Here is a 23,972-nt window from a genome sequence, read left to right on the forward strand (position 1 = left end):
TCATTTTTTATTGGCTGTTCCAGGCGCCGCATTTCCCTCGGCGGCCTTGCTATAGAGGAACTGGCTGATCAGGTTTTCCAGCACCACGGCCGACTGGGTCGCGGTGATGGTGTCGCCGGCTTGCAAGTTCTTCTCCTCGGCGCCCGCCTCGATGCCGATGTACTGCTCTCCAAGCAGGCCACTGGTCAGAATCTTCAGCGAGCTGTCCTTGGGAAAACTGTAACGGTTTTGCAAAGCCAGCGTCACGCTGGCCTGAAAGGTCTTGTCGTCGAAGGTGATCGATTCCACGCGACCCACCACCACCCCCGCGCTCTTGACCGCGGTCTGCGGCTTGAGCCCGCCGATGTTGTCGAAGCGCGCGGTGACCGAATAGGTCTTCTGGAAGTTCAGGCTCAGCAGGTTGGCCGACTGCAGCGCCAGGAACAGCAATGCGGCCCCGCCGATCAGCACGAACAGGCCGACCCAGATGTCATTGTTGGAACGTTGCATGGTTTGCACTCTCTAGCTAGAACGATGGAGGCCGAGCCTCTTTTAGATACTGAACATCATGGCGGTGAGCAGGAAATCGAGCCCCAGCACCGCCAACGACGCCATCACCACGGTACGCGTGGTCGCGCGCGACACGCCTTCGGGCGTGGGCTGGGCCAGGAAGCCCTGCAGCAGCGCGATGAAAGTCACGGTGAAGCCGAAGACGATGCTCTTGATGACGCCATTGCCGACGTCGCGCCACACATCGACGCCGCCCTGCATCTGGCCCCAGAACGCGCCCGGGTCGACGCCCAGCATCAGCACGCCCACCACGTAGCCGCCCATGATGCCGACCGCGCTGAACACCGCCGCCAGCAGCGGCATGGTGATGACGCCGGCCCAGAAGCGCGGCGCGAGGATGCGCTGCACCGGGTCGACCGCCATCATTTCCATGGCGCTGAGTTGTTCGCCAGCCTTCATGAGGCCGATTTCCGCAGTGAGCGACGTGCCGGCCCGGCCGGTGAAAAGCAGCGCCGCGACCACCGGCCCGAGCTCGCGCACGAGGCTCAGCGTGACCAGCAGGCCCAATGCTTCGGAAGACCCGTAGCGCTGCAGCGCGTAGTACATCTGCAGGCCGAGCACGAAGCCGACGAAGAGGCCCGACACCGCGATGATCGCGAGCGAGTAATTGCCCAGGAAATGAATCTGGTCGCGCACGAGGCTGAAGCGGCGCAGGCTCTGCGCGCCTTGCAGCGACAGCCGCAGGAACAGCTTCGCGGCAAAGCCGATGCCGCCGAGCTTGCTGCGCACCGCATAGCCGATGTCGGCAGGTTTCCACCAGCTCATGACCGGCCTCCGACCACGGGTCCGAAATCGTCTTCGATGCTTGCGCCCGGGTAATGAAAGCGCACCGGCCCATCGGGCAGCGCGTTCACGAACTGATGGACCAGCGGGTCGGCGCTGTCGCGCACTTCGGCGGGCGCGCCCTGTGCGGCGACACCGCCGTTGGCCAGGATGATCACGTGGTCGGCGATGCGGAAGGTTTCCTCGACATCGTGCGACACGATGATGCTGGTCAACCCGAGCGTGTCGTTGAGCTGGCGAATGAGCCGTGCGGCCGTGCCGAGCGAAATGGGGTCGAGGCCCGCGAAGGGTTCGTCGTACATCACCAGGTCGGGATCGAGAGCGATCGCGCGCGCCAGCGCCACGCGCCGCGCCATGCCGCCCGACACCTCGCTGGGCATCAGGTCGCGCGCGCCGCGCAGGCCGACCGCATCGAGCTTCATGAGCACGATGTCGCGCACCAGCGCTTCGGACAACTGCGTGTGTTCGCGCAGCGGAAAGGCCACGTTGTCGAACACGCTCATGTCGGTGAACAGAGCGCCGAACTGGAACAGCATGCCCATGCGGCGCCGCGCCGCGTAGAGCGCGGTGGCGTCGAACCTGACGACGTCCTGACCATCGAACAGAACTTCGCCGCGCTGTGCGCGTTGCTGTCCGCCGATCAATCGCAAGACCGTGGTCTTGCCGCCGCCCGAAGCTCCCATCAGCGCCGTCACCTTGCCACGCGGCACGGTGAACGACACGCCGTCAAGGATCGCGCGCGCGCCGTAGCCGAACGTGACGTCGCGAAACTCTACGAAGGGAAGCGGTGGGTTGGCTGGGTCCATCTCAATAAAAAAGCCGGGCGCTTTTTCAAGCATCCCGGCATGCGGTTTTCCAGCGGATGATAACGGCGCTGCGATGGCGGGCGCCGAATTGAAACAAAATTCAGCGCGGCAAGTCGCTGAAACCCATCAGAAATTCATCCACCGAACGCGCCGCTTGACGGCCTTCGCGAATCGCCCACACAACCAGCGACTGGCCGCGGCGAATGTCGCCCGCGGCGAACACTTTAGGTGCACTGGTGGCATAGCCGCCGATGAAGTCGACCGAGGCCTTGGCGTTGCCTCGCGCATCCTTCTCGACACCGAAAGCATCGAGCACGTTGGCCACGGGACTGACGAAGCCCATGGCGAGCAGCACGAGGTCGGCCTTGAGGATCTGCTCGCTGCCGGGCACTTCCTGCATCTTGCCGTCCTTCCATTCGACGCGAACGGTCTTCAGGCCGGTGACCTTGCCCTTCTCGCCGATGAACTCCTTGGTCGAGATGGCGAACTCGCGCTCGCAACCTTCTTCATGGCTGGAGCTGGTGCGCAGCTTGATCGGCCAGTACGGCCAGGTCAGCGGCCGGTTTTCTTCTTCGGGCGGCTGCGGCATCAGCTCGAACTGCGTGACGCTGACAGCGCCATGGCGGTTGCTGGTGCCCACGCAATCAGAGCCGGTGTCGCCGCCGCCGATGACGATCACGTGCTTGCCGTCGGCGCGCAGCTGGCCCTTGACCTTGTCGCCCGCGTTGACGCGGTTCTGCTGCGGCAGGAACTCCATTGCGAAATGAATGCCGTCGAGATCGCGGCCGGGCACCGGCAGGTCGCGCGATTGCTCGGCGCCGCCCGTGAGCAGCACCGCATCGAACTCTTTCTGCAGCTGTTCGGGCGTGACGGTTTCCTTGGCTAGGTTAGTGACCTTGGAGCCCTTGCCCAGCGGATCTTTCGCGGCACCGACCATGACGCCGGTACGGAAGGTCACGCCCTCGGCCTTCATCTGCTCGACGCGGCGATCGATGTGCGTCTTCTCCATCTTGAAGTCGGGAATGCCGTAGCGCAGCAGGCCGCCGATGCGGTCGTTCTTCTCGAACAGCGTCACGTCGTGGCCGACGCGCGCCAGCTGTTGAGCCGCGGCCATGCCGGCGGGGCCGGCACCGACCACGGCGACCTTCTTGCCGGTCTTGTGCTTGGCGACGCGCGGCGCAACCCAGCCTTCGTCCCATGCGCGGTCGATGATGGCGTGCTCGATCGACTTGATGCCGATCGCGTCGTCGTTCACGTTGAGCACGCAAGCCGCTTCGCACGGTGCCGGGCAGATGCGGCCGGTGAACTCGGGGAAGTTGTTGGTGGAGTCGAGCACCGCGAAGGCGTTCTGCCAGTCGTTGCGGTACACGAGGTCGTTGAAGTCCGGAATGATGTTGTTGACCGGGCAGCCGCTGTTGCAGAACGGCGTGCCGCAGTCCATGCAGCGCGCACCCTGCACCTTGGCCTGCTCGGGCGTCAGGCCGACGACGAATTCCTTGTAATGCTTGACGCGCTCTTCGATCGGCTTGTAGCCCTCTTCGATGCGCTCATGCTCCATGAAGCCGGTGATCTTTCCCATCGTGCTTTCCTCTGTTCTTCGTGTGTCGTTGCCGCTCAGACCGAAGCCGGCGCGGTCTGCGGTGCCGCGGCCAGCGCGTGCGGCTCGAGGCCGGCGTGCGCGTTGTTGCCGCTGCTTGCCAGCTCGACCTTGCGGTCGTGCAGCTCGCCCAGGGCGCGCTTGTATTCGTTCGGGAACACCTTCACGAACTTCGTGCGCGACACGGCCCAGGTGTCGAGCAACTCGCGCGCGCGCTTGCTGCCGGTCCAGCGGTGGTGCTCTTCGAGCAGCTTCTTGAGCTGGGCTTCGTCGGTCTCGCCACCGTGCCAGATCTTGCGATGCACGCTGGCGGTCTGCTCGGCCGAGGTGAGCACCTTGTCGAGCGAAACCATCGAGAGGTTGCAGCGCGTGGCGAACTGGCCGTCTTCGTCGTAGACGAAGGCGACGCCGCCGCTCATGCCAGCCGCGAAGTTGCGGCCGGTCTTGCCGAGCACAGCCACCGTGCCGCCGGTCATGTACTCGCAGCCATGGTCGCCCGTGCCTTCGATGACCGCCGTGGCACCCGAGAGGCGCACCGCGAAGCGTTCGCCGGCCACGCCGCAAAGGTAAGCCTCGCCGGTGGTCGCGCCGTACAGCGCGGTATTGCCGACGATGGTGTTGCGCACCGCTTCGCCACGGAAGTCGAGGCTGGGCCGCACCACCACGCGGCCGCCCGAGAGGCCCTTGCCGGTGTAGTCGTTGGCGTCGCCGATCAGGTACAGCGTGATGCCGCGCGCCAGGAAGGCGCCGAAGGACTGGCCGCCCGTGCCTTCGAGCTGGATGCGGATCGAATCGTCGGGCAGGCCCTGCGGATGCACCTTGGTCAGCGCGCCCGAGAGCATGGCGCCCACCGAGCGGTTGACGTTGCGCGCCACTTCGATGAACTGCACCTTCTCGCCCTTGTCGATGGCGGGACGCGACTTCTCGATGAGCTTGACGTCAAGCGCGCGCTCGAGGCCGTGGTCCTGGTTCTCGACGTGGAAGCGCGGCACCTCGGCCGGCACGTTCGGCAGCGCGAACAGGCGGCTGAAGTCCAGGCCCGAGGCCTTCCAGTGCTCGATGCCCTTGCGCGTGTCGAGCAGGTCGGCGCGGCCGATCAGGTCGTCGAACTTGCGGATGCCCAGCTGGGCCATGATCTGGCGCACTTCTTCCGCAACGAAGAAGAAGTAGTTGACGACGTGCTCGGGCTTGCCCGAGAACTTCTTGCGCAGGATCGGGTCTTGCGTGGCCACGCCCACCGGGCAGGTGTTCAGATGGCACTTGCGCATCATGATGCAGCCCTCGACCACCAGCGGTGCGGTGGCGAAGCCGAACTCGTCGGCGCCCAGCAGCGCGCCGATGGCGACGTCGCGGCCGGTCTTCATCTGGCCGTCGGCCTGCACGCGGATGCGGCTGCGCAGGCGGTTGAGCACCAGCGTCTGCTGCGTTTCGGCCAGGCCGATTTCCCACGGGCTGCCTGCATGCTTGATCGACGACCAGGGCGAAGCGCCCGTGCCGCCGTCGTGGCCGGCGATCACGACGTGGTCGCTCTTGCACTTGGCCACGCCGGCCGCGATGGTGCCGACACCGATTTCGCTCACCAGCTTGACGCTTATGCTCGCGTGCGGCGCGGTGTTCTTCAGGTCGTGAATGAGCTGCGCGAGATCTTCGATCGAGTAGATGTCGTGGTGCGGCGGGGGCGAGATGAGGCCCACGCCCGGCACCGCATAGCGCTGCTTGCCGATGTACTCGGTGACCTTGCCGCCCGGGAGCTGACCGCCCTCGCCCGGCTTGGCGCCCTGCGCCATCTTGATCTGGATCTGGTCGGCCGAGTGCAGGTACTCGGCGGTGACGCCGAAGCGGCCCGACGCCACCTGCTTGATGCGCGAACGCAGCGAGTCGCCATCGTTCAGCGGCAGGTCGACTTCGACGTTGGCCGCGCCGATCACGCTCTTGAGCGTGTCGCCCTGCTTGATCGGGATGCCCTTGAGTTCGTTGCGATAGCGCGCCGGGTCTTCACCGCCCTCGCCCGTGTTGCTCTTGCCGCCGATGCGGTTCATGGCAATCGCGAGCGTGGCGTGCGCCTCGGTGCTGATCGAGCCGAGCGACATCGCGCCGGTGGCGAAGCGCTTGACGATTTCGGAAGCGGCTTCGACTTCGTCGACCGGAATGGCCTTGGCCGGATCGATCTTGAACTCGAACAGGCCGCGCAGCGTGAGGTGGCGGCGGTTCTGGTCGTTGATGAGCTGCGCGTATTCCTTGTACGTGTTCCAGTTGTTGGAGCGCGTGCTGTGCTGCAGCTTGGCAATGGCATCGGGCGTCCACATGTGCTCTTCGCCGCGCGTGCGCCAGGCGTATTCGCCGCCGGCGTCGAGCATGTTGGCGAGCACCGGGTCGTCGCTGAAAGCGGCCTTGTGCATGCGGATGGCTTCTTCGGCTATCTCGAAGACGCCGATGCCTTCCACGCGGCTGGCCGTGCCGGTGAAGTACTTGTTGACGGTGGCGGTGTTCAGGCCGATGGCCTCGAACAGCTGCGCGCCGCAGTAGCTCATGTAGGTGCTGACACCCATCTTCGACATGATCTTCGACAGGCCCTTGCCGATGGCCTTGACGTAGTTGTAGACCGCCTTGTCGGCGCTCAGGTCGCCGGGCAGGTCGGCGTGCATGGCCGCCAGCGTTTCCATCGCGAGGTACGGGTGCACGGCTTCCGCGCCGTAGCCGGCGAGCACGCCGAAGTGATGCACTTCGCGGGCAGAGCCGGTTTCGACGACGAGGCCGGCCGTGGTGCGAAGGCCTTCACGGACCAGGTACTGGTGCACGGCCGACAGCGCCAGCACGGCGGGAATCGCCACTTGCGTCGGGCTCACGCCGCGGTCGCTCACGATCAGGATGTTGTGGCCACCCTTGATGGCGTCCACCGCTTCGGCGCACAGCGACGCGAGCTTGGCTTCGACGCCTTCGTCGCCCCAGGCGAGCGGGTAGGTGATGTCGAGCACATAGCTCTTGAACTTGCCCTGCGTGTACTTGCCGATGTCGCGCAGCTTCGCCATGTCGGCGAAGTCGAGAATCGGCTGGCTCACTTCGAGCCGCATCGGCGGGTTGACCTGGTTGATGTCCAGCAGGTTGGGCTTGGGGCCGATGAAGGACACCAGCGACATCACGATGGCTTCGCGGATCGGATCGATCGGCGGGTTGGTCACTTGCGCGAACAGCTGCTTGAAGTAGTTGTAGAGCGGCTTGTTCTTGTTCGAGAGCACGGCCAGCGGGCTGTCGTTGCCCATGGAGCCGATGCCTTCTTCGCCGGCCTGCGCCATCGGGCTCATCAGGAACTTGATGTCTTCCTGGGTGTAGCCGAAGGCCTGCTGGCGGTCGAGCAGCGCGACCTGGCTGAGCGGCGCCGAGACCGGCTCGGCCTTGACGCTGTCCAGCTTGATGCGCAGGTTCTCGATCCACTGCTTGTAGGGCTTGCTGTTGGCGAGGGTGGCCTTGACCTCCTCGTCGTCGATCATGCGGCCCTGCTCCAGGTCGATCAGGAACATCTTGCCGGGCTGCAGGCGCCACTTGCGAACGATCTTCTGCTCGGGCACGGGCAGCACGCCCGATTCGGAAGCCATGATGACCAGGTCGTCGTCGGTCACGCAGTAGCGCGAGGGGCGCAGGCCGTTGCGGTCGAGCGTGGCGCCGATCTGACGGCCGTCGGTGAAGACGATGGAGGCCGGGCCGTCCCACGGCTCGAGCATGGCGGCGTGGTATTCGTAGAACGCGCGGCGGCGCGGGTCCATGGTGGCGTGCTGTTCCCAGGGCTCGGGAATCATCATCATCACGGCCTGGCTGATGGGGTAGCCGGCCATCGTCAGCAGTTCGAGGCAGTTGTCGAAGGTGGCGGTGTCGGACTGGCCCGCGAAGCTGATCGGGTAGAGCTTCTGCAGGTCGGCGCCCAGCACGGGCGACGACATGACGCCTTCGCGCGCCTTCATCCAGTTGTAGTTGCCCTTGACCGTGTTGATTTCGCCGTTGTGGGCGACATAGCGGTACGGGTGGGCCAGCGGCCATTCAGGGAAGGTGTTGGTCGAGAAGCGCTGGTGCACCAGGCCCAGGGCCGAGACGCAGCGCTTGTCCTGCAGGTCCATGAAGTAGGTGCCGACCTGGTCGGCCAGCAGCAGGCCCTTGTAGACCACGGTGCGGCTCGACATGCTGGGAACGTAGTATTCCTTGCTGTGCTTGAGCTTCAGGCGCTGGATGTTGGCGCTGGCGGTCTTGCGGATCACGTAGAGCTTGCGTTCCAGCGCGTCCTGCACGATGACGTCGTTGCCGCGGCCGATGAAGACCTGGCGCAGCAGAGGCTCCTTGGCGCGCACGGTGGGCGACATGGGCATCTCACGGTTGACCGGCACGTCGCGCCAGCCGAGCAGCACCTGGCCTTCGGCCTTGATGGCGCGTTCCATCTCTTGTTCGCAGGCTTCACGCGAGGCGTGTTCCTTCGGCAGGAAGATCATGCCGACGCCGTATTCGCCGGGCGGCGGCAGCGTGACGCCCTGCTTGGCCATTTCTTCGCGGTACAGGTGGTCGGGCAGCTGGATCAGGATGCCGGCGCCGTCGCCCATCAGCTTGTCAGCGCCCACTGCGCCGCGATGGTCGAGGTTTTCGAGGATCTTCAGGCCCTGCAGCACGATGGCATGGCTTTTCTCGCCCTTGATGTGCGCCACGAAGCCCACACCGCAGGCGTCGTGCTCATCGGCACCGGAATACAGACCGTGTTTTTGGAGATGTTCGATCTCGGCAGCCGTCGTCATGGCGCACTCCTTCATCAGTTTTCGCAGGGAAAGGGAGCATATTGCGATGCACAAAGAATGCCAAACACTTTAATAGGGGTCAGATTCTTATTAAATCCCGAGTTTTCTTGTCAGAATTAAATTAGGGACATATTAAAAACAGGAGCAAAAGATCCAGCCATGGCAAAGGCTTGATGCCGCTCGGAAGCTCAGGAAGTGGAGTTTGAAGGGGGCCGGCCGGCCTTTGCTTTAACCACGCGGCGGTCGGTCGCCTTCTGGAGGGAGTCGAGAAATTCATCGTCCCCCGCCGCCCAGCCCCGCAAGGTGGCCTCGGTCAGCGCAGCCTGGTCGGCGGCCCGCACGCCGCCGCGCACCATTTCGACATACGCCGCTTCGCGCGCGAACGGCGTGTTGCCGAGCTCCCAGTACAGCGGATGCGGCGTCAGCAACCGGTCGTGCCGCAGCCCAGCGTAGTGGCCGTGGCTCGACCATGGGAAGTCGCGCGCATCCATCACCATGCCCGCCCGCACAGGGTTGAGGTCGATGTAGGCCATGCAGGTCAGCAGGTAGCGATCGGTCTGGATCAGTGTCGACCTGTAGCGCCCTTCCCACAACGTACCGCTGCGGCCATGGCGGTCATTGAAGTAGCGCACATAGCTGCGCCCCACGGACTGCATGAACTGCGGCAGGCCGGTGGTGCTGCCAGGCGTGACCAGCAGGTGGAAGTGGTTGTCCATCAGCACGTAGGCGTGCAGCGCGACACCGAATCGCACGGCGTTCTCGGCCAGTAGCGCGAGCAGTTTCTCGTGGTCGGCCCGGTCCACGAAGATCGGCTGGCGGTTGTTGCCGCGCTGGATCACGTGGTGCGGCATGTCGGCCAGTGTGAGACGGGGTAGACGGGCCATGGGGTGGGTTGTCGCGCGGGGCTTGTATCCTAAGCGGCCCGTTTACCAACAAGATCAGGGAGTGGCGAATGTTCAAGTTTTTCAAGGAATTGATCGATTCGGCAAAAGAAGGAGTGGCGGAAGGCAAAGCCGAACTGGCACAGGAGGCCGCCGAGCGCGACACAGCGCGGCAGCAAGGCAATGCGGCGCTGGAGGCGCGTGTTGCAGCCTCGTCGCGCTTCGAGAATTTCGCCGTGGCGCTGGCCGCCGTGTATCGCGAGACCTTCGCGTCCGACCTGCGGGAAGCGGAGGAAATGCAGCGCAGCGCGGTGCATCTGCTGTGTGTCGATATTTCGGCGAAGGAGATCGCGTCCTGGAAAAAGCTGTTGTCGCGCGACTTCTCGGTCACCGATCGCGAGAGCGCCGAGGCGGTGGTGGCGGAAATTGTCGGAAGCCTTCCCTCGCAATCCGGCGACGACGACCTGGCCCTGTGGATCGGGCGCGCGAGCCACCTGGCCACGGGCGCGGCCGCGGTCGGCTATGTCAATGCCGGAACGGCGCTGGAATGGCTGGTGCCGGCGGTGGAGCTGGCCGTCGAACGCTTCAGCGGCTGGGACAACTATGCCCAGAGCTTCCTCGCGGGCGAGCGCGAGGCGCCGGGCAGCAATTTCGTCGGCCGCAAACTGCTGGCGTCGATGACGCAGAAGCTGCTCGAGAGCGAACGAAGCCCGTGGAAGACGGTGGCGTGGCCGGAGCGGGATTCGCTGGCCGATCTGCTGGCGTCGCGCGAAACGCCCCGCTCCGCCTGAGCATCGGGCGGTTGAGTCAGTTCAGCCTGAAGCGCGTGTCACCCAGCGCGTCGAGCCCGAACTGCGACAGCAGTTCGCCCAGACGCGTTGCCGCGCTGGCCTTGCGCTGGCCGGTGTAGCGCGCCAGGATCAGCTCGTTCTTCATGCTGTGCTCCCAGCCGACCAGTTCGGTGACGGTCACGCTGTAGCCGTTGGCTTCCAAGTACAGGCAGCGCAGCACATTGGTGAGCTGGCTGCCGATTTCGCGGGTGTGCAGCGGATGGCGCCACAGCTCGGCCAGTGGCGTGCGCGACAACGCCAGTGCCTTGGTTTCGCGCAGGCAGGCGGCCACTTCCGCCTGGCAGCAGGGAACCAGCACCATGCAACGCGCCTTCTTCGCCAGGCCGAAGGCGATGGCATCGTCGGTGGCGGTGTCGCAGGCATGCAGCGCGGTAACCACGTCGATCTGCGCGGGCAATTCGCTGGCCTGGGCCGATTCGGCGACCGTCAGGTTCAGGAACGACATGCGCCCGAACCCCAGGCGCTGTGCGAGTGCGCGCGATTTTTCGACCAGCTCGCCCCGCGTCTCGATGCCATAGACGTGGCCTGCCTCGCGCTCTCTGAAGAACAGGTCGTAGATGATGAAGCCGAGGTACGACTTGCCCGCGCCATGGTCGGCCAGCGTGGCGCCGGCGCCGCCTTCGGGCAGCTCGCGCAGCAGCTGTTCGATGAACTGGAACAGGTGATAGACCTGCTTGAGCTTGCGCCGTGAGTCCTGGTTGAGCCGGCCCTCGCGCGTGAGGATGTGCAGCTCTTTCAGCAGCTCGATGGACTGGCCTTCGCGCAGGACTTCGGACAGCTCAGCATCGGCCTTGGCGGCTTTGTTGGTTTTCACGGGTTTGTTCGCGGCCTTGTTCGCGGCTTTGGTGTTCATGGCTTTGCACTCCCGGCGCCGACGTCGAGTGCAGCCCAGCCCGCCGCGCCCAGCGCTTCGAGCGTGTCGATGTTGCGCTCGAAGATCGCCTCCGCCTCGGGAAAGGCCTTGACCGCGCGGCTCACGCTGTCTTCGCGCAGCAGGTGCAGCGTCGGGTACGGCGCGCGGTTGGTGGCATTGCCGATGTCGTCGGCCTCGGTGCCGCCGAACTGGAACCGCGGATGAAAGCTCGCGAGCTGGAACGCGCCGTCGAAACCGGCGCGCGCCAGGCGGCGCTCGGCACGCGCCGTGAAATCGTTGAAGTCCAGGAAATCCGCCAAGGTGTTGGGTGCAATCAAAAGGGTGGTGTCGCGCACGGTGGCGTCGAGGGCGGCAAGCGCGTCGGCTTCGGAAAGAAGCACGTCGATCAGGCCGGCCTCTTCAGTGGGCAGGTACACGGCGTAGTGGATCTGCGCCTTCACATGCACCGCTTTAGCGAACGGGCACAGGTTGAGGCCGATGACCGCGCGCTTGAGCCAGCGCCGCGTGTCGGCTTCGGCCTGGGGAGCATCGATTGTCGCCGCGCCGGTCATGCCGCCTCCGCCGCAGGGCGATTCCGCACCAGGCGCCGCGCGAGCGCCATGCCGGCCAGCGAACAGACCAGCGTCGCGGTCCAGGTCCAGTGCCAGCCGCCGACACGGTGCGCCAGCCAGGCCACCGCGGGCGGCGCCAGGAACTGGCCGAGCGACGAGGCCTGCTGCATCAGGCCGACCGTGGTGGACACGGTGGTCGGGCTGGGCGCCAGCCTCACACTGAGCAGGAACAGGGTCGCCGGCACCATGCCGCCGCCCAGTGAAAAAGCACAGACGGCGATGTAGCGCAGCGCCGGCGGCAGGCTCGAGGCGTCGGCGCCCTGCCCGATCTGCGCGAAAGCCGCCACGCCGCCGAGCGCCATCGCCAGGAAACCCCATTGCAGCAGGCGTTCGGGCGCCACGCCGCGCTGCAGCCAGCGGCCGCCGGCGATGTTGCCGACGATGTTCATGGCAGCCGCAAGCGCCGTGAGCACCGCGTTCCATCCGGCCGGCACGCCCGCGCCGGCATAGATGGCCGGCAGGAAACCGATCACCGCCATCCACTGGGCCGAGTACACGGCGAAGGTCAGTGCGATCAACCAGGGCGCGCGCGCGCCGACCGTGGCGCGCAGGCGCGGCATCCAGCCCGCGGAGACGTTGCTGCCTGCGACGACAGGCTGGCGCAGGCGGTCGGCGGGCACGGCGAGCCACACCCAGAGCGCGGCCACCGCGGACACCGCCGACAGCAGCCACCACCAGTCGGCCCATCCGCCCCAAGCAATCAGGGCCGGCCCCAGCAGCAGCGCCAGCGCCACGCCGAGCGGCATGTAGGCGCCCCACAAACCCAGCGCGGCTTTGTCTGCGCCCGCCGGCGTCAGCGCGCGGATCAGCCCCGGCCCCGGCATGACCGTCAGCAGGAAACCGATGCCTTCGATGGCGCGCAGGACAAGCAGCCATTGCACCGCGTGCGCTCCACCCACGAGGCCGGCGCCGATCGCGCCGCCCAGCAGGCTGGCGAGCGTCAGAACGAGCAGACCCGTCAGCATGCTGCGGCGCAGGCCGATGGTGTCGGCGGCGAGGCCAACGATCAGACCCAGGGTCATGCTCGCCACCTGCACGAGCGACAGCAGGAAGCCGGCCTCGACGATGTCGATGCCGAGCGAGGCCTGCAGCGCAGGCACCGCGGGCGGCAGCTTGCCAAGGTGCAAGGCGCCGCTGACGCCGCCCAGCAGGACAGCAAAAACGACGGCGGGCACGCGCACTCGCGTGGCGAGGTTCATCGCATTGCCTGCGTCGGCGCTTCGTACAGCGCCGGAACGGTCGGGTGCCGCGCTCATGCGATGCCTCGACGCCCCGTCAACCGCTCGTGCTCGCGCATGGCGAAGCGATCGGTCATGCCGGCGATGTAGTCGGCCACCGCGCGTTGCCTGTCGCGGCGGTCGGCGTAGGAAACAGGCATCTCGTCGTTGCGCTCCAGATAGGCGTCGAACAGCTCGCGCACCACCTGCTGCGCCTGGTCAGTGGTCTGGGTCACCTGGGAATGCCGGTACAGGTTGCGGAACAGGAAGCGCTTGAGCTCGTCCGATTGCGCCTGCATGGTTTCGCTGAAAGCGACGATGGGCGGGGCCTGGCGGACCGCATCGGCGTCTGCCGGTGCGAGCGCTTCGAGCGCCGCGCGCGTCGCGTCGATCACGTCGTAGACCTGTGCACTCAGCATGCGCCGGATGGTTTCGTAGAGCACGCGGCGGTCTTGCAATTGCGGGTGCTCGGCCAGTGCCTCGCGGCGGTAGCGCTCGAAAAGCTCCACCTCGGCCAGTTGCTCGACGCTGATGAGGCCCGAGCGCACGCCATCGTCGATGTCGTGGGCGTTGTACGCAATGGCATCGGCCAGGTTGCACAGTTGGGCTTCAAGCCCCGGCTGCGTGCGGTCCAGAAATCGCCGCGCCACGCCATTCGGCTCGCCCGCTTCCAGACGCTCGGCGTTGGCGCGCGAGCAATGCTTGAGGATGCCCTCGCGGGTCTCGAAGCTGAGGTTCAGGCCGTCGTACTGCGGGTAGCGGTGTTCGAGCGCATCGACCACGCGCAGGCTCTGCAGGTTGTGCTCGAAGCCGCCGTGGTCCGCCATGCAGGCATTGAGCGCATCCTGCCCGGCGTGTCCGAAGGGCGTGTGGCCCAGGTCATGCGCCAGCGCGATGGCTTCGACAAGGTCTTCGTTGATGCGCAGGGCGCGAGCGATGGAGCGGCCCAGTTGCGCCACTTCCAGCGAGTGCGTCAGTCGCGTGCGGAACAGGTCGCCTTCGTGGTTCAGGAAGACCTGGGTCTTGTAGACCAGCCGTCGGAATGCGGTCGAATGAACGATGCGGTCGCGGTCGCGCTGGAAGGCGTCGCGCGTGGGCGCGGGCGGCTCGGCATGGCGCCTCCCTCGCGACTTCGCGGGGTGGCAGGCATAGGCCGCGAGGCTCATTGGTGCACCCTTGGCGCTGCGCGCCTTCCCGCCAAGCGGGAGCGAGCTTGCTTGGGGCGGCCCGGCGCGGCGCTCATTCCACGCAGCACTGCGCGAGCACTTCGCGCACAAGTGCGTCGGGCGCGCTGCGAACCACGGCCGAGCCGGGCTTGTCGATCACCACGAAGCGGATCTCGCCGGCCTCCGACTTCTTGTCGACGCGCATCAGTTCCAGGTAGCGCTCAGCGCCGAGCGCGGGGCCGACGATGGGCAGGCCGGCGCGCTCGATCAGGCGCGTAAGCCGCTCGACAAAGGCTGCATCGATGCCGCCGAGCCGCTGCGACAGGTGCGCCGCCATGACCATGCCGCAGCCGACCGCTTCGCCGTGCAGCCACTCGCCGTAGCCAAGGCCGGACTCGATCGCATGGCCGAAGGTGTGGCCGAAATTGAGAATGGCGCGCAGGCCCGTCTCGCGCTCGTCCTGGCCGACCACCAGTGCCTTGATCTCGCAACTGCGCTTGACGGCGTACGCCAAGGCGGCGGGTTCGCGCCCCGTCAATGCGTCGATATTCGCTTCGATCCAGTCGAAGAAGGCCATGTCGTGGATCGGCCCGTACTTGATGACTTCGGCCAGGCCCGCGCTGAGTTCGCGCGGCGGCAGGGTCTGCAGCGTGTCCAGGTCGCACAGCACAAGCTGCGGCTGGTAGAACGCGCCGATCATGTTCTTGCCGAGCGGATGGTTGATGGCTGTCTTGCCGCCGACCGATGAGTCGACCTGCGCCAGCAGCGTGGTCGGCACCTGGACGAAAGGTACGCCGCGCATGTAGCTCGCGGCGGCGAACCCCGTCATGTCGCCCACGACGCCGCCGCCCAGCGCGAACAGCACGGTCTTGCGGTCGCTGCCATGGCCGAGCAAGGCGTCGAAGATCAGGTTCAGGGTCTGCAGGTTCTTGTGCACTTCGCCGTCGGGCAGCTCGAGCAGATGCACGGTGCGGAACCGGCTTGCCAGGGCGGCGCGCAGCGCCTGGGCATAGAGCGGCGCCACCGTGGTGTTGCTGACGATCAGGGCGGATGCGGCCGCGGGCGTGGCGGCAAAGCTCTGGGGGTCGTCCAGCAGGCCGGCACCGATCAGGATCGGGTAGCTGCGGTCGCCGAGCTGGATGTCGACGCGTTCTGGCGAGGCGGAAAGTACGGACAAAGGCATGCCCGCGAGTTTAGGCGCTGCGGCCCGTACAGGCTCAGGCCGAGGGCTCTTCCGGGTGGGCGCCTGGCTCGACGATGCCGGCCAGCTCGAGCTGCATCACGATGATGTTCACCAGCATGGCGATCGACGGCCGGCCGGTGTCGACTACGTCGTGGGCCGTTTCCCGGTAGAACGGATCGCGTGCGTCGTGCAGTTCGCGAAGCCGGCCCAGCGGATCGGCCACCTGCAGCAAGGGCCGCTTGACATCGTGGCGCAGGCGCCGAAACAGGTCCTCGGGCGTGGAACGCAGGTAGATCACATGGAAATGGTCGCGCAGCTGGCTGCGGTTGGCTTCGCGCAGCACGGCGCCACCGCCGGTGGCGAGCACACCCTCTGCATTGGCCGAGAGGTCGGCGATCACGGATTGCTCGAGGTCGCGGAAGGCAATTTCGCCTTCGCGCTCGAAGTAGTCGCGGATCGAGCAGCCGATGCGGTGCTCGATCACATGGTCCGTGTCAACGAAGGGAAGGCCCAGCCGCATCCCCAGGCGCCGGCCCACAGCGGACTTTCCGGCGCCGGGCAACCCGACAAGTGCGACCGCCACGCGGTGGCTGCTACGCCCGCGCGTCAGCGCGCGGCGTTGCGGTCGGTAATCATCTTCGGGGTGATAAAGACGAGCATTTCGGTCTTGTTGACAACGCGTTCGCGCTTGCGGAACAGTGCTCCCACATAGGGCACTTCACCCAGCACCGGAATGCGCGATTCGTCATTGGTTTCGGTAAGTTCGAAGATACCACCGATGACGACCGTGCCGCCGTTCTCGACCAGCACCTCGGTCTGCACGTGCTTGGTGTTGATGGCCGGGCCCGCCGACGTGTTGATGCCTCGGGCATCCTTGCTCACATCCAGGGTCAGGATGATGTTGCCTTCGGGCGTGATCTGCGGCGTGACTTCGAGCTTCAGCACCGCCTTTCGGAACGAGATGGAAGTTGCACCGCTGGACGTCGCTTGCTGGTACGGGATTTCTTCACCCTGTTCGATCAACGCCTTGGTCTGGTCGGCGGTGATGACGCGAGGGCTGGACACCAGCTTGCCCTTGCCGTCGGCTTCGAGCGCGGAGATTTCCAAGTTCAACATGCGCGAGAAGCTTGAGTTGAACAGCGAAAGGGCGAAGGAACCGGCTGCATTGCCCGTGCCACCCGCGTCGCCGGCCGGCAAGTTGATGAAGTTGCTGCTGGTCGGGGAGCCAAAAGTTACCGTGGGGCTGGTCGCGGTCGAGGTCCTGGTTGTAGTGTTGCCCGTTGTGGTTGACGAAGTCGTCGAACCACCACCGGTAACTGAAGGCCAAGTCCCGAGCGAGTTGTTGCGATTGATCACGCCGCCACCCAGCTTCACACCAAGCGATTTGCCGAAGGTGTCGGAAGCTTCGACGATCCGGGCCTCGATCAGCACCTGGCGCACCGGGATATCAAGCTTTTGAATCAACTCGGTCACCTGAGCCAGGCGCGACGGAATATCGGAGACGAACAGCTGATTGGTACGCGACTCGGCGATCACGCTGCCACGCGGGCTCAGGATACGGGTCGTGGTTCCGCTCCCCCCCGCTGACGCGCCTGTGCCGGTCAAACCTTGCGCGATGGCAATAGCTTTGGTGTAGTTAAGCTGAAACGACTGTGTCCGGAGTGGCTCTAGATTCTCGATCGCGGCCTTGGCTTCAAACTCAAGCTTTTCCTTGGCGTTGATTTCATCCTTGGGCGCAATCCAAAGCACGCTGCCGTTCTTGCGCATGCCCAGATTCTTCGCTTGCATGATGATGTCAAGCGCCTGGTCCCACGGCACATCTTTCAGCCGCAGCGTCAACGCACCATTCACCGAATCCGAGGTCACGATATTGAAGTTCGTGAAGTCGGCGATCACCTGCAGCAGCGAGCGGATCTCGATATTCTGGAAGTTGAGCGAGAGCTTCTCGCCGTTGTAGCCAGCACCTTGCGTGAGCTTGGTCGGATCGACCTTGCGGGCCCGCATCTCCACCACGAACTGGTTCTCGCTCTGGTAGGCGCTGTGCTCCCAGTCGCCCTTGCCCTCGATCGTCATGCGAACCCGGTCGCCGGACTGCTGCGAAGTGATCAGTTGGACCGGGGTCCCAAAGTCGGCCACATCGAGGCGACGGCGCAGGCCTTCAGGCAATGTCGACTTGGTGAACTCCACCACGAGGTTCTTGCCCTGCTGCTTGACGTCGACACCAACCTGGTTGTTCGGCAAGTCCACGATGACTCGGCCGGTGCTATCGGATCCCAGACGGAAATCGACGTCCCGAAGAGGCAGAGTGTCACGATTGCGGTTTTCCGCAAAAGTCGTCGCCGCGGAAACCGCCAGTGCAGCACCCGCCGTTGGCTCAAGGATGACCAGCAACGACTTGCCCTGAATCTCGGCCTTGTAGGCGGTAGCTTGCTTCAGGTTCAGCACCACCCGGCTGCGTTCGCCGGCCTGGACTACGTTGACCGAACGCAGGTTGCCCTGATTCACCTCGATCGCTGAGCGCCCGATGGCATTCGTGACGCCCGGGAAGTCCAGCGCGATGCGCGCCGGCGCCTGCACGACAAAACCGGCCGGCACCGCCGTCAGCGGTTGCGCGAGATCGATCCGGATCACTTCGGAGCCGGACTGCGTCGAACTGGTTACTGCTTCGATTGCATTCTGCGCATGGGCCACGGCCATTGCACCGAACGCCAGCAGACCCAGCCCGGCAGCGCGCAGCCACTGTGCCATCATTGATTTTTGTTGGTTCATTTCGCACTCTCTTGCAGCTGCAGCGTTGCCACGCGTTCGATCCATTCACCGGCGGCGTCTTGCACGATTTCTCGCAAGGCGACTTCGGTTTCGTTGATACGGGTAATGCGCCCGTAGTTGAGTCCCAGGTATTCGCCGACGCGCACCTTGTAGAGCAGCTTGTCGACACGCACCAGCGCCACTGGCTGGCCATTGCGATTCATGCTGCCGACCATGGCCATCGAGTCGAGCGGGAACGCTTCGAGCGATTCCTTGCGACGCGCCAGTTCAGGCGCAATCAGTTCCGACGTGCTCGGCTGGTTCGATTCGCGGCGCAGCGCCTGCGTCAGCTTCAGCATGTTGAACGGCTCGAACGACGAGGCTTCGGTGTAGGCTTGCGGCGTGAACTTCTTGGGTGCCGTGATCGGCGGCACCGAGGGCTTCACCTGGGCGCGCTCTTCGGCCATCCAGCGCTGCAGGTCTTCCTGGCCGGAGTCACATGCGCTCAGGCCCAGTGCGGCCAGCGCCAGCCACAGGACTTTGGCTGCGACCTTCATTTCTTCGCCTTTGGCGCCGCAGCGCGTTTCTGAATGGCTCGCTCTTCTTCATCAAGATAGCGGAAGGTGCGCGCTGTGGCATCCATTGTCAGGATGTCCTTTTCCTTTTGCGGCGTGACTGTCACATTGTTGAGCGTCACGATTCGTGAAAGCCCGGCAACATCGGCAGCAAAGGCCCCCATGTCGTGGTACCGACCCGTGACGCGAACAGCAATCGGAAGCTCGGCGTAGTAGTCCTTGACCGACACCTGCCCTGGACGAAACAGTTCGAACTGCAGGCTGCGACCGAGCCCCGCTTGGTTGATGTCCGAGAGCAGTGCGTCCATTTCCGCTTTGCTCGGCAACTGCTTCTCAAGCAAGGTCACATACTGCTGCACCTGCTCGCGCTGCTTCTTGAGCAAATCGAGGTTGGCGGCCTGCGCCACCTTTTTCTGATAGTCCGTCTTGAGCACGACTTCCTTGGCGCGCTCGCTCTCGAGTTCGTCATTGGAATTTGTCAGCCAGACAAACCATAGCGCCACCAGCACCAGGGCGGTCACCGCAAAGCACAGCGCATAGCGCGGCACTGCCGGCCATACCGACGGATCGTTCGGATTCAGCCCGCGAAACTGCTCGCCGAAACCCCGCAATGCGGCGGCGACGTCTATTTTTTGAGAGGGGCGATTGCTTGCCATGATCGGTTACCCCTTGGATTGCGCCGCCGCGGCCACTGCCTTGTCGGCAGCGGCCTTCTGGGCGTCAGTGGGACGCGTCAGGCCAATGCGCATCGTGAAGTTCGCCACGCGGCGTTGATCGCGCTGGCTCAGATTCACCGTCGAAGAAGTGATCTCGACCAACTCCGGCTTCACCAGCCAGGGACTGTTGTTGCCAAGATTACGCAACAATTCCGACACACGTTCGTTCGATTGCGCCATGCCCTGCAACGTGACAGTCTGATTTTCCTGCTTCATGCTGGTCAGATACACCCCGTCGGGCAATTGCCGGACGAGCTCGTTGAGCAAATGAACTGGCAGGTTGCGATCGCCCTGCAGGTCTTCAACAGCCTGTTGACGTGCGCGCAGGGCTGCAATTTCTTCCTGCAGTGTCGAAATTTCCTTGATCTCGACCTCGAGCTTCTTGATCTCGGCTTGCAGAAAGCCGTTCTTCGATTGTTGCGCCGAAATCTGAGCCTCGAACCAGAGATAGCCGAGACCGGCGATCAGCACGCCGAGCACCGCCGCGGCGCCCAGCGATCCATAGAAAGCCTCGCGCCGGCGCTTGCGCGCAGCTTCGCGGTGCGGAAGCAGGTTGATCAGAATCACTGCAGAAACCTCCGCATGGCCAGCCCGCACGAGGTCAGGTAGGAAGGCGCCTCACGACGAACCTTCTTCTCGCGCAGGCCCGGGCCGAACTCCATGCCGTCGAAAGGGTTCACGAGCGAGCAGGCGAACGAAGTTTGGCGCGTCACTGCATTGGTCAATCCCGGCAATGACGACGAACCGCCGGCCAGCAACACGTAGTCCACGCGGTTGTGCGGCGTGCTGGTAAAGAAGAACTGCAATGCGCGCGCAATTTCCTGCGCGATGCTTTCCACAAAGGGCTTGAGCACGCCGGAGCCGTAGTCGTCCGGCAGGTCGCCACTGCGCTTCTTGGCTTCGGCCTCCTCTGCTGAAAAACCGTACTGACGCACGATCAGCTGGGTCAGCTGCGCACCGCCGAATGCCTGGTCGCGGTCATACAGCACTTCCTGGTTGCGCAGCACCTGCATGCTGGTCGTGAAAGCGCCCACCTCGAACAGTGCCACGATCGAATCCACGCCCTTGCCGGGCAGTTGTTCGATCAGGCGGGCTGTTGCAAGCCGGGAAGCATAAGACTCGACGTCGAGAATCATGGCCTTCAGGCCTGCAGCTTCCGCAAGGCCTTCGCGATCCTGCACCTTCTCTTTGCGGGAGGCCGCGATCAGCACCTCGACGTCGCCAACGGACGTGGCACTCGGCCCTGTTACGCAAAAGTCAAGACTGACTTCGTCCAGCGAGAAAGGGATGTATTGATTGGCTTCGGACTCGACCTGAATCTCGAGCTCCTGCTCGCTCATGCCGCCCGGAAGAATGATCTTCTTGGTGATCACAGCCGATGGCGGCAGCGCCAGCGCGACGTTGCGGGTGCGCGTGCCGCTCTTGCGAACGACGCGCCGAACGGCTTCCGCGACTTCGTCGAACTTCTCGACATTGCCGTCGGTGATCCAGCCACGTTCCAGTGGTTCGATGGCACAGCGTTCCAGAACCAGCTTGCCGCTGGCCTCACGGCCGAGCTCGACCAGCTTCACGCTGGACGAACTGACGTCCAGCCCCAGCAGGGGAGCGTTCTGACGACGAAACAATGATCCAAGAGCAGCCAAGTTAGGTCCCTCTCCCCCTGTATTTGTAACCAATGGAAAAATTTGCGTTCGGTTGCATGCTAGCAGCAGGCGTAGCGCCAACCAAGCAACCCCGGGGGGCAAAACCTTCAATCGTTGTCAAAACCTGACGTCAAAGCCGCATTCTGTAACTTTTGGATTAGAGCGTCAGAAGGGTCACAAAGATCGGATCGTGCGAAGGGGTCGGCTTTTTATAATGTCCGGTGACTCTCCGGGCCCTCATGCAAGAAACTCCTCGCCCCAAAGGGCCAGCCAAGACCCCACCCCCCGCACGACCAGCCTGGCTGAAATGGCTGCTGCGCTTCTTTTTCTGGGGGTTCGGCATCGCCGCGGCCGGTGTGCTGTCGGTCCTGTGCGTGGTCGCCGTGGCCCTTGCGGTGGCCTACCCGAACCTGCCGGACATCTCGGAGCTCTCCGACTACCGGCCGAAGCTGCCGCTGCGGGTCTTCTCAGCCGAAGGCACGCTGATCGGTGAATTCGGCGAAGAGCGGCGCAACCTCACGCCGATCGCCGCCATTCCCAAGGTCGTGAAAGAAGCCGTGCTCGCCGCCGAGGACACCCGCTTCTACGACCACGGGGGCGTCGACTACAAGGGCATGGTGCGCGCAGGCCTGGCCAACATGAACCGCGTGAAGAGCCAGGGCGCCTCGACCATCACGATGCAGGTGGCGCGCAACGTCTACCTGAGTTCTGAAAAAACCCTGACCCGCAAGATCTACGAAGTGCTGCTGACCTTCAAGCTCGAGCACCTGCTCAGCAAGGACCAGATCTTCGAGATCTACCTGAACCAGATCTACCTGGGCAATCGCGCCTACGGCTTTGCCGCGGCGTCCGAAGCGTATTTCGGCAAACCCCTGCAAGAACTCACGATCGCCCAAGCCGCGATGCTGGCCGGCCTGCCCAAGGCGCCCGGTGCCAACAACCCGGTCAACAACCCGCAGCGCGCGCGCGGCCGCCAGTTCTACGTGATCGACCGCATGCAAGAGGCCGGCTTCATCACCGCCGAGCAGGCCGCCGAAGCCAAGAAGGAAGAGTTGCACCTGCGCGATGCCGCCGACCCGAACCGCCTGCACGCAGAGTACGTCGCCGAGACGGTGCGCCAGCTGATGTACGCGCAGTACGGCGACAGCACCTACACGCGCGGCCTCAAGGTCTACACCTCGCTGGTGGCGGCCGACCAGGCTGCGGCCTACAAGGCGCTGCGCAAAGGCATCATGGACTACGAGCGCCGCCAGATCTATCGCGGCCCCGAGAAGTTCGTCGATCTGCCCAACGACCCCAAGGAGCTCGACGAGGCCGTGGACGACGCGCTCACCGACCACCCCGACAACGGTGACGTGATGGCCGCCGTGGTGCTCAAGGCCAACGCCAAGGAAATCTCGGCGGTGCGCGGCAATGGCGACGCGGTGCAGATCACCGGCGAAGGCTTGAAGCCCGCGCAATCGGGCCTGTCCGACAAGGCCCCACCCAACATCAAGATCCGCCGCGGCGCGGTGATCCGCGTGGTGAAGACGCCCAAGAACACCTGGGAAATCACGCAGCTGCCCGAAGTCGAAGGCGCGTTCATCGCCATGGACCCGCGCGATGGCGCTATCAAGGCGCTGGTCGGCGGCTTCGATTTCGGCAAGAACAAGTTCAACCACGTCACACAGGCCTGGCGCCAGCCGGGTTCGAGCTTCAAGCCGTTCATCTACTCGGCCGCGCTCGAAAAGGGCTTCACGCCCGCCACCGTCATCAACGACGGCCCGTTGTTCTTCGACGCCGGCACCACTGGCGGCCAGCCGTGGGAGCCCAAGAACTACGGCGGCGGCTACGACGGTCCGATGTCGATGCGCACCGCGCTGATGAAGTCGAAGAACCTGGTGTCGATCCGCATCCTGCAATCCATCGGCACCCGCTATGCGCAAGAGTGGATCACCAACTTCGGCTTCGACAAGGACAAGCACCCCGCCTACCTGCCGATGGCGCTCGGCGCCGGTTCCGTCACGCCAATGCAGATGGCGGTGGGCTACTCGGTATTCGCCAATGGCGGCTACCGCGTCAATCCGTACCTCGTGACCCGCATCACCGACCACAAGGACAAGCTGCTGGTCGACAAGCAGCCGCCGCTGCTCAACGACGCCAACCGCGCCATTCCCCAGCGCAACGCCTTCATCATGGACACGCTGCTCAATTCCGTGGCCCGCGCCGGCACCGCCGCCAAGGCTCAGGCCATGCTCAAGCGCACTGACCTCTACGGCAAGACCGGCACCACCAACGACTCGCTCGACGCCTGGTTCGCAGGCTTCCAGCCGACGATGACCGCCATTTCGTGGATCGGCTACGACACCCCGCGCAACCTGGGCGACCGCGAGACCGGCGGCGGCCTGAGCCTGCCGATCTGGATCAACTACATGGAAACCGCCATCAAGGGCGTGCCCGTGACCGACCTGTCCGCCACGCCGCCCTCGGGCATCGTGAACGTGGGCGGCGAGTGGTACTACGACGACTACGCACCGGGCCGCGGCGTTGCAAGCCTGGGCGTGGAAGCGGCGCCTGCCGCGCCGGTGGAGTCGCTGACCGGGGCACCGATCAGTGCCCCGCCTCCGCCCGAGGAACGCAATCGCATCCTCGACCTCTTCAGGAACTGACGATGGCGGTCAGGCAGCCGCCGCGAAAGCCAGCGGCTGCCCTGCCTGCAGAGTCGCCTCGCGCGACAGGTTGCCGAAGAACTCTTCGCCGGTCTTGGTGTCGACCCAGGCCTGGCCATCGTGTCGGTAGTGGTAGCCGCCGGAACGCGCGGCAAGCCAGATTTCCTGCAGGGGCTTTTGCAGGTTCACGATCAACTGGCTGCCATTCGGGAACGAAATCGTGATCATCCCGCCCACCCTCTGGTTGTCGATGTCGGCGTCGGTCGCGTCGTTGATGCGGTCGCAGCCCTGCTCGATGGCGGCAAGTGCGGCTTCGGCGCGGTCCATGTACTCGGTGTCGGTCATTACAATT

Annotated in this window: 20 protein-coding genes; 2 read left to right on the forward strand and 18 right to left on the reverse strand. The window is 64.7% G+C overall.

Features of this window, described 5'->3' with window-relative positions; all coding sequences use genetic code 11:
• From mlaD to DBV14_RS20360, 6 genes are all read right to left on the reverse strand, one after another.
• The gene (mlaD, locus tag DBV14_RS20335) at positions 1–489 is read right to left on the reverse strand and encodes an outer membrane lipid asymmetry maintenance protein MlaD (protein WP_124461435.1); all 489 of its coding nucleotides are present in this window, start codon (positions 487–489) and stop codon (positions 1–3) included.
• 42 nt (positions 490–531) lie between these two features.
• Positions 532–1,314, reverse strand: a complete 783-nt coding sequence (mlaE, locus tag DBV14_RS20340; RefSeq protein WP_124461437.1) for a lipid asymmetry maintenance ABC transporter permease subunit MlaE — start codon at positions 1,312–1,314, stop codon at positions 532–534.
• Positions 1,311–2,171: an ABC transporter ATP-binding protein gene (locus tag DBV14_RS20345; RefSeq protein WP_124461439.1), complete on the reverse strand. Its 861-nt coding sequence runs from the start codon at positions 2,169–2,171 to the stop codon at positions 1,311–1,313. Before DBV14_RS20345 ends, mlaE begins: the two co-directional genes overlap by 4 nt.
• Positions 2,172–2,238: 67 nt before the next feature.
• On the reverse strand, positions 2,239–3,717 hold the full coding sequence (locus DBV14_RS20350; protein WP_124461441.1) for a glutamate synthase subunit beta: 1,479 nt from the start codon (positions 3,715–3,717) through the stop codon (positions 2,239–2,241).
• 35 nt (positions 3,718–3,752) lie between these two features.
• Positions 3,753–8,507 carry a glutamate synthase-related protein gene (locus tag DBV14_RS20355; RefSeq protein WP_124461443.1) on the reverse strand — a complete coding sequence of 1,585 codons (4,755 nt, stop codon included), beginning with the start codon at positions 8,505–8,507 and terminating at the stop codon, positions 3,753–3,755.
• A gap of 188 nt (positions 8,508–8,695) precedes the next feature.
• Positions 8,696–9,391 carry a transposase gene (locus DBV14_RS20360; RefSeq protein ID WP_124461445.1) on the reverse strand — a complete coding sequence of 232 codons (696 nt, stop codon included), beginning with the start codon at positions 9,389–9,391 and terminating at the stop codon, positions 8,696–8,698.
• Between the two features lie 68 nt (positions 9,392–9,459).
• On the opposite strand from DBV14_RS20360, the gene DBV14_RS20365 reads away from it, so the two are divergent.
• Positions 9,460–10,179: a DUF1266 domain-containing protein gene (locus DBV14_RS20365; RefSeq protein WP_124461447.1), complete on the forward strand. Its 720-nt coding sequence runs from the start codon at positions 9,460–9,462 to the stop codon at positions 10,177–10,179.
• 16 nt (positions 10,180–10,195) lie between these two features.
• On the opposite strand, the gene DBV14_RS20370 is transcribed toward DBV14_RS20365, so the two are convergent.
• The 11 genes from DBV14_RS20370 to DBV14_RS20420 form a co-directional block, all read right to left on the reverse strand.
• Positions 10,196–11,092 carry an SAM-dependent methyltransferase gene (locus DBV14_RS20370; protein WP_124461449.1) on the reverse strand — a complete coding sequence of 299 codons (897 nt, stop codon included), beginning with the start codon at positions 11,090–11,092 and terminating at the stop codon, positions 10,196–10,198.
• Positions 11,089–11,664 carry a DUF1415 domain-containing protein gene (locus tag DBV14_RS20375; protein ID WP_124461451.1) on the reverse strand — a complete coding sequence of 192 codons (576 nt, stop codon included), beginning with the start codon at positions 11,662–11,664 and terminating at the stop codon, positions 11,089–11,091. Before DBV14_RS20375 ends, DBV14_RS20370 begins: the two co-directional genes overlap by 4 nt.
• Positions 11,661–12,923 (reverse strand): CynX/NimT family MFS transporter, encoded by a 1,263-nt coding sequence (locus DBV14_RS20380; protein WP_124461504.1) that lies wholly within the window; start codon positions 12,921–12,923, stop codon positions 11,661–11,663. The genes DBV14_RS20375 and DBV14_RS20380 overlap by 4 nt, the downstream gene beginning before the upstream one ends.
• A gap of 53 nt (positions 12,924–12,976) precedes the next feature.
• Positions 12,977–14,107: a deoxyguanosinetriphosphate triphosphohydrolase gene (locus DBV14_RS20385; protein WP_124461453.1), complete on the reverse strand. Its 1,131-nt coding sequence runs from the start codon at positions 14,105–14,107 to the stop codon at positions 12,977–12,979.
• A 73-nt stretch (positions 14,108–14,180) separates the two neighbouring features.
• Positions 14,181–15,290: a 3-dehydroquinate synthase gene (gene aroB, locus DBV14_RS20390; protein ID WP_124461455.1), complete on the reverse strand. Its 1,110-nt coding sequence runs from the start codon at positions 15,288–15,290 to the stop codon at positions 14,181–14,183.
• Positions 15,291–15,324: 34 nt separating this feature from the next.
• A complete protein-coding gene (locus DBV14_RS20395) occupies positions 15,325–15,873 on the reverse strand; it encodes a shikimate kinase (protein WP_124461457.1) in 549 nt (182 codons plus the stop codon).
• Between the two features lie 23 nt (positions 15,874–15,896).
• Positions 15,897–18,059 (reverse strand): type IV pilus secretin PilQ, encoded by a 2,163-nt coding sequence (gene pilQ, locus DBV14_RS20400; protein WP_124461459.1) that lies wholly within the window; start codon positions 18,057–18,059, stop codon positions 15,897–15,899.
• Positions 18,056–18,595 (reverse strand): pilus assembly protein PilP, encoded by a 540-nt coding sequence (locus DBV14_RS20405; RefSeq protein WP_124461460.1) that lies wholly within the window; start codon positions 18,593–18,595, stop codon positions 18,056–18,058. Before DBV14_RS20405 ends, pilQ begins: the two co-directional genes overlap by 4 nt.
• Entirely contained in the window at positions 18,592–19,269 is a 678-nt protein-coding gene (locus DBV14_RS20410) for a type 4a pilus biogenesis protein PilO (RefSeq protein WP_124461462.1), read from the reverse strand. Before DBV14_RS20410 ends, DBV14_RS20405 begins: the two co-directional genes overlap by 4 nt.
• A gap of 6 nt (positions 19,270–19,275) precedes the next feature.
• Complete coding sequence (locus DBV14_RS20415) at positions 19,276–19,896, reverse strand: PilN domain-containing protein (protein WP_124461464.1); 621 nt, start codon at positions 19,894–19,896, stop codon at positions 19,276–19,278.
• Positions 19,893–20,972 (reverse strand): pilus assembly protein PilM, encoded by a 1,080-nt coding sequence (locus DBV14_RS20420; protein ID WP_124461466.1) that lies wholly within the window; start codon positions 20,970–20,972, stop codon positions 19,893–19,895. Before DBV14_RS20420 ends, DBV14_RS20415 begins: the two co-directional genes overlap by 4 nt.
• Positions 20,973–21,211: 239 nt before the next feature.
• On the opposite strand from DBV14_RS20420, the gene DBV14_RS20425 reads away from it, so the two are divergent.
• Positions 21,212–23,620 (forward strand): penicillin-binding protein 1A, encoded by a 2,409-nt coding sequence (locus tag DBV14_RS20425; protein ID WP_124461468.1) that lies wholly within the window; start codon positions 21,212–21,214, stop codon positions 23,618–23,620.
• Between the two features lie 9 nt (positions 23,621–23,629).
• Here DBV14_RS20425 and cyaY read toward each other — a convergent pair whose 3' ends face one another.
• A complete protein-coding gene (gene cyaY / locus DBV14_RS20430; RefSeq protein WP_124461470.1) occupies positions 23,630–23,965 on the reverse strand; it encodes an iron donor protein CyaY in 336 nt (111 codons plus the stop codon).
• Positions 23,966–23,972 lie beyond the last annotated feature (7 nt).

The organism is Variovorax sp. KBW07 (genome assembly GCF_003852515.1).
In the GTDB taxonomy this organism is placed as follows: Bacteria; Pseudomonadota; Gammaproteobacteria; order Burkholderiales; family Burkholderiaceae_C; genus Variovorax.

Excerpts from the sequence above, each read along its gene's own strand:
- mlaD (WP_124461435.1), bottom strand. The coding sequence starts at position 489 with ATGCAACGTTCCAACAATGACATCTGGGTCGGCCTGTTCGTGCTGATC.
- mlaE (WP_124461437.1), bottom strand. The coding sequence starts at position 1,314 with ATGAGCTGGTGGAAACCTGCCGACATCGGCTATGCGGTGCGCAGCAAG.
- DBV14_RS20345 (WP_124461439.1), bottom strand. The coding sequence starts at position 2,171 with ATGCTTGAAAAAGCGCCCGGCTTTTTTATTGAGATGGACCCAGCCAAC.
- DBV14_RS20350 (WP_124461441.1), bottom strand. The coding sequence starts at position 3,717 with ATGGGAAAGATCACCGGCTTCATGGAGCATGAGCGCATCGAAGAGGGC.
- DBV14_RS20355 (WP_124461443.1), bottom strand. The coding sequence starts at position 8,507 with ATGACGACGGCTGCCGAGATCGAACATCTCCAAAAACACGGTCTGTAT.
- DBV14_RS20360 (WP_124461445.1), bottom strand. The coding sequence starts at position 9,391 with ATGGCCCGTCTACCCCGTCTCACACTGGCCGACATGCCGCACCACGTG.
- DBV14_RS20365 (WP_124461447.1), top strand. The coding sequence starts at position 9,460 with ATGTTCAAGTTTTTCAAGGAATTGATCGATTCGGCAAAAGAAGGAGTG.
- DBV14_RS20370 (WP_124461449.1), bottom strand. The coding sequence starts at position 11,092 with ATGAACACCAAAGCCGCGAACAAGGCCGCGAACAAACCCGTGAAAACC.
- DBV14_RS20375 (WP_124461451.1), bottom strand. The coding sequence starts at position 11,664 with ATGACCGGCGCGGCGACAATCGATGCTCCCCAGGCCGAAGCCGACACG.
- DBV14_RS20380 (WP_124461504.1), bottom strand. The coding sequence starts at position 12,923 with ATGAACCTCGCCACGCGAGTGCGCGTGCCCGCCGTCGTTTTTGCTGTC.
- DBV14_RS20385 (WP_124461453.1), bottom strand. The coding sequence starts at position 14,107 with ATGAGCCTCGCGGCCTATGCCTGCCACCCCGCGAAGTCGCGAGGGAGG.
- aroB (WP_124461455.1), bottom strand. The coding sequence starts at position 15,290 with ATGCCTTTGTCCGTACTTTCCGCCTCGCCAGAACGCGTCGACATCCAG.
- pilQ (WP_124461459.1), bottom strand. The coding sequence starts at position 18,059 with ATGAACCAACAAAAATCAATGATGGCACAGTGGCTGCGCGCTGCCGGG.
- DBV14_RS20405 (WP_124461460.1), bottom strand. The coding sequence starts at position 18,595 with ATGAAGGTCGCAGCCAAAGTCCTGTGGCTGGCGCTGGCCGCACTGGGC.
- DBV14_RS20410 (WP_124461462.1), bottom strand. The coding sequence starts at position 19,269 with ATGGCAAGCAATCGCCCCTCTCAAAAAATAGACGTCGCCGCCGCATTG.
- DBV14_RS20425 (WP_124461468.1), top strand. The coding sequence starts at position 21,212 with ATGCAAGAAACTCCTCGCCCCAAAGGGCCAGCCAAGACCCCACCCCCC.
- cyaY (WP_124461470.1), bottom strand. The coding sequence starts at position 23,965 with ATGACCGACACCGAGTACATGGACCGCGCCGAAGCCGCACTTGCCGCC.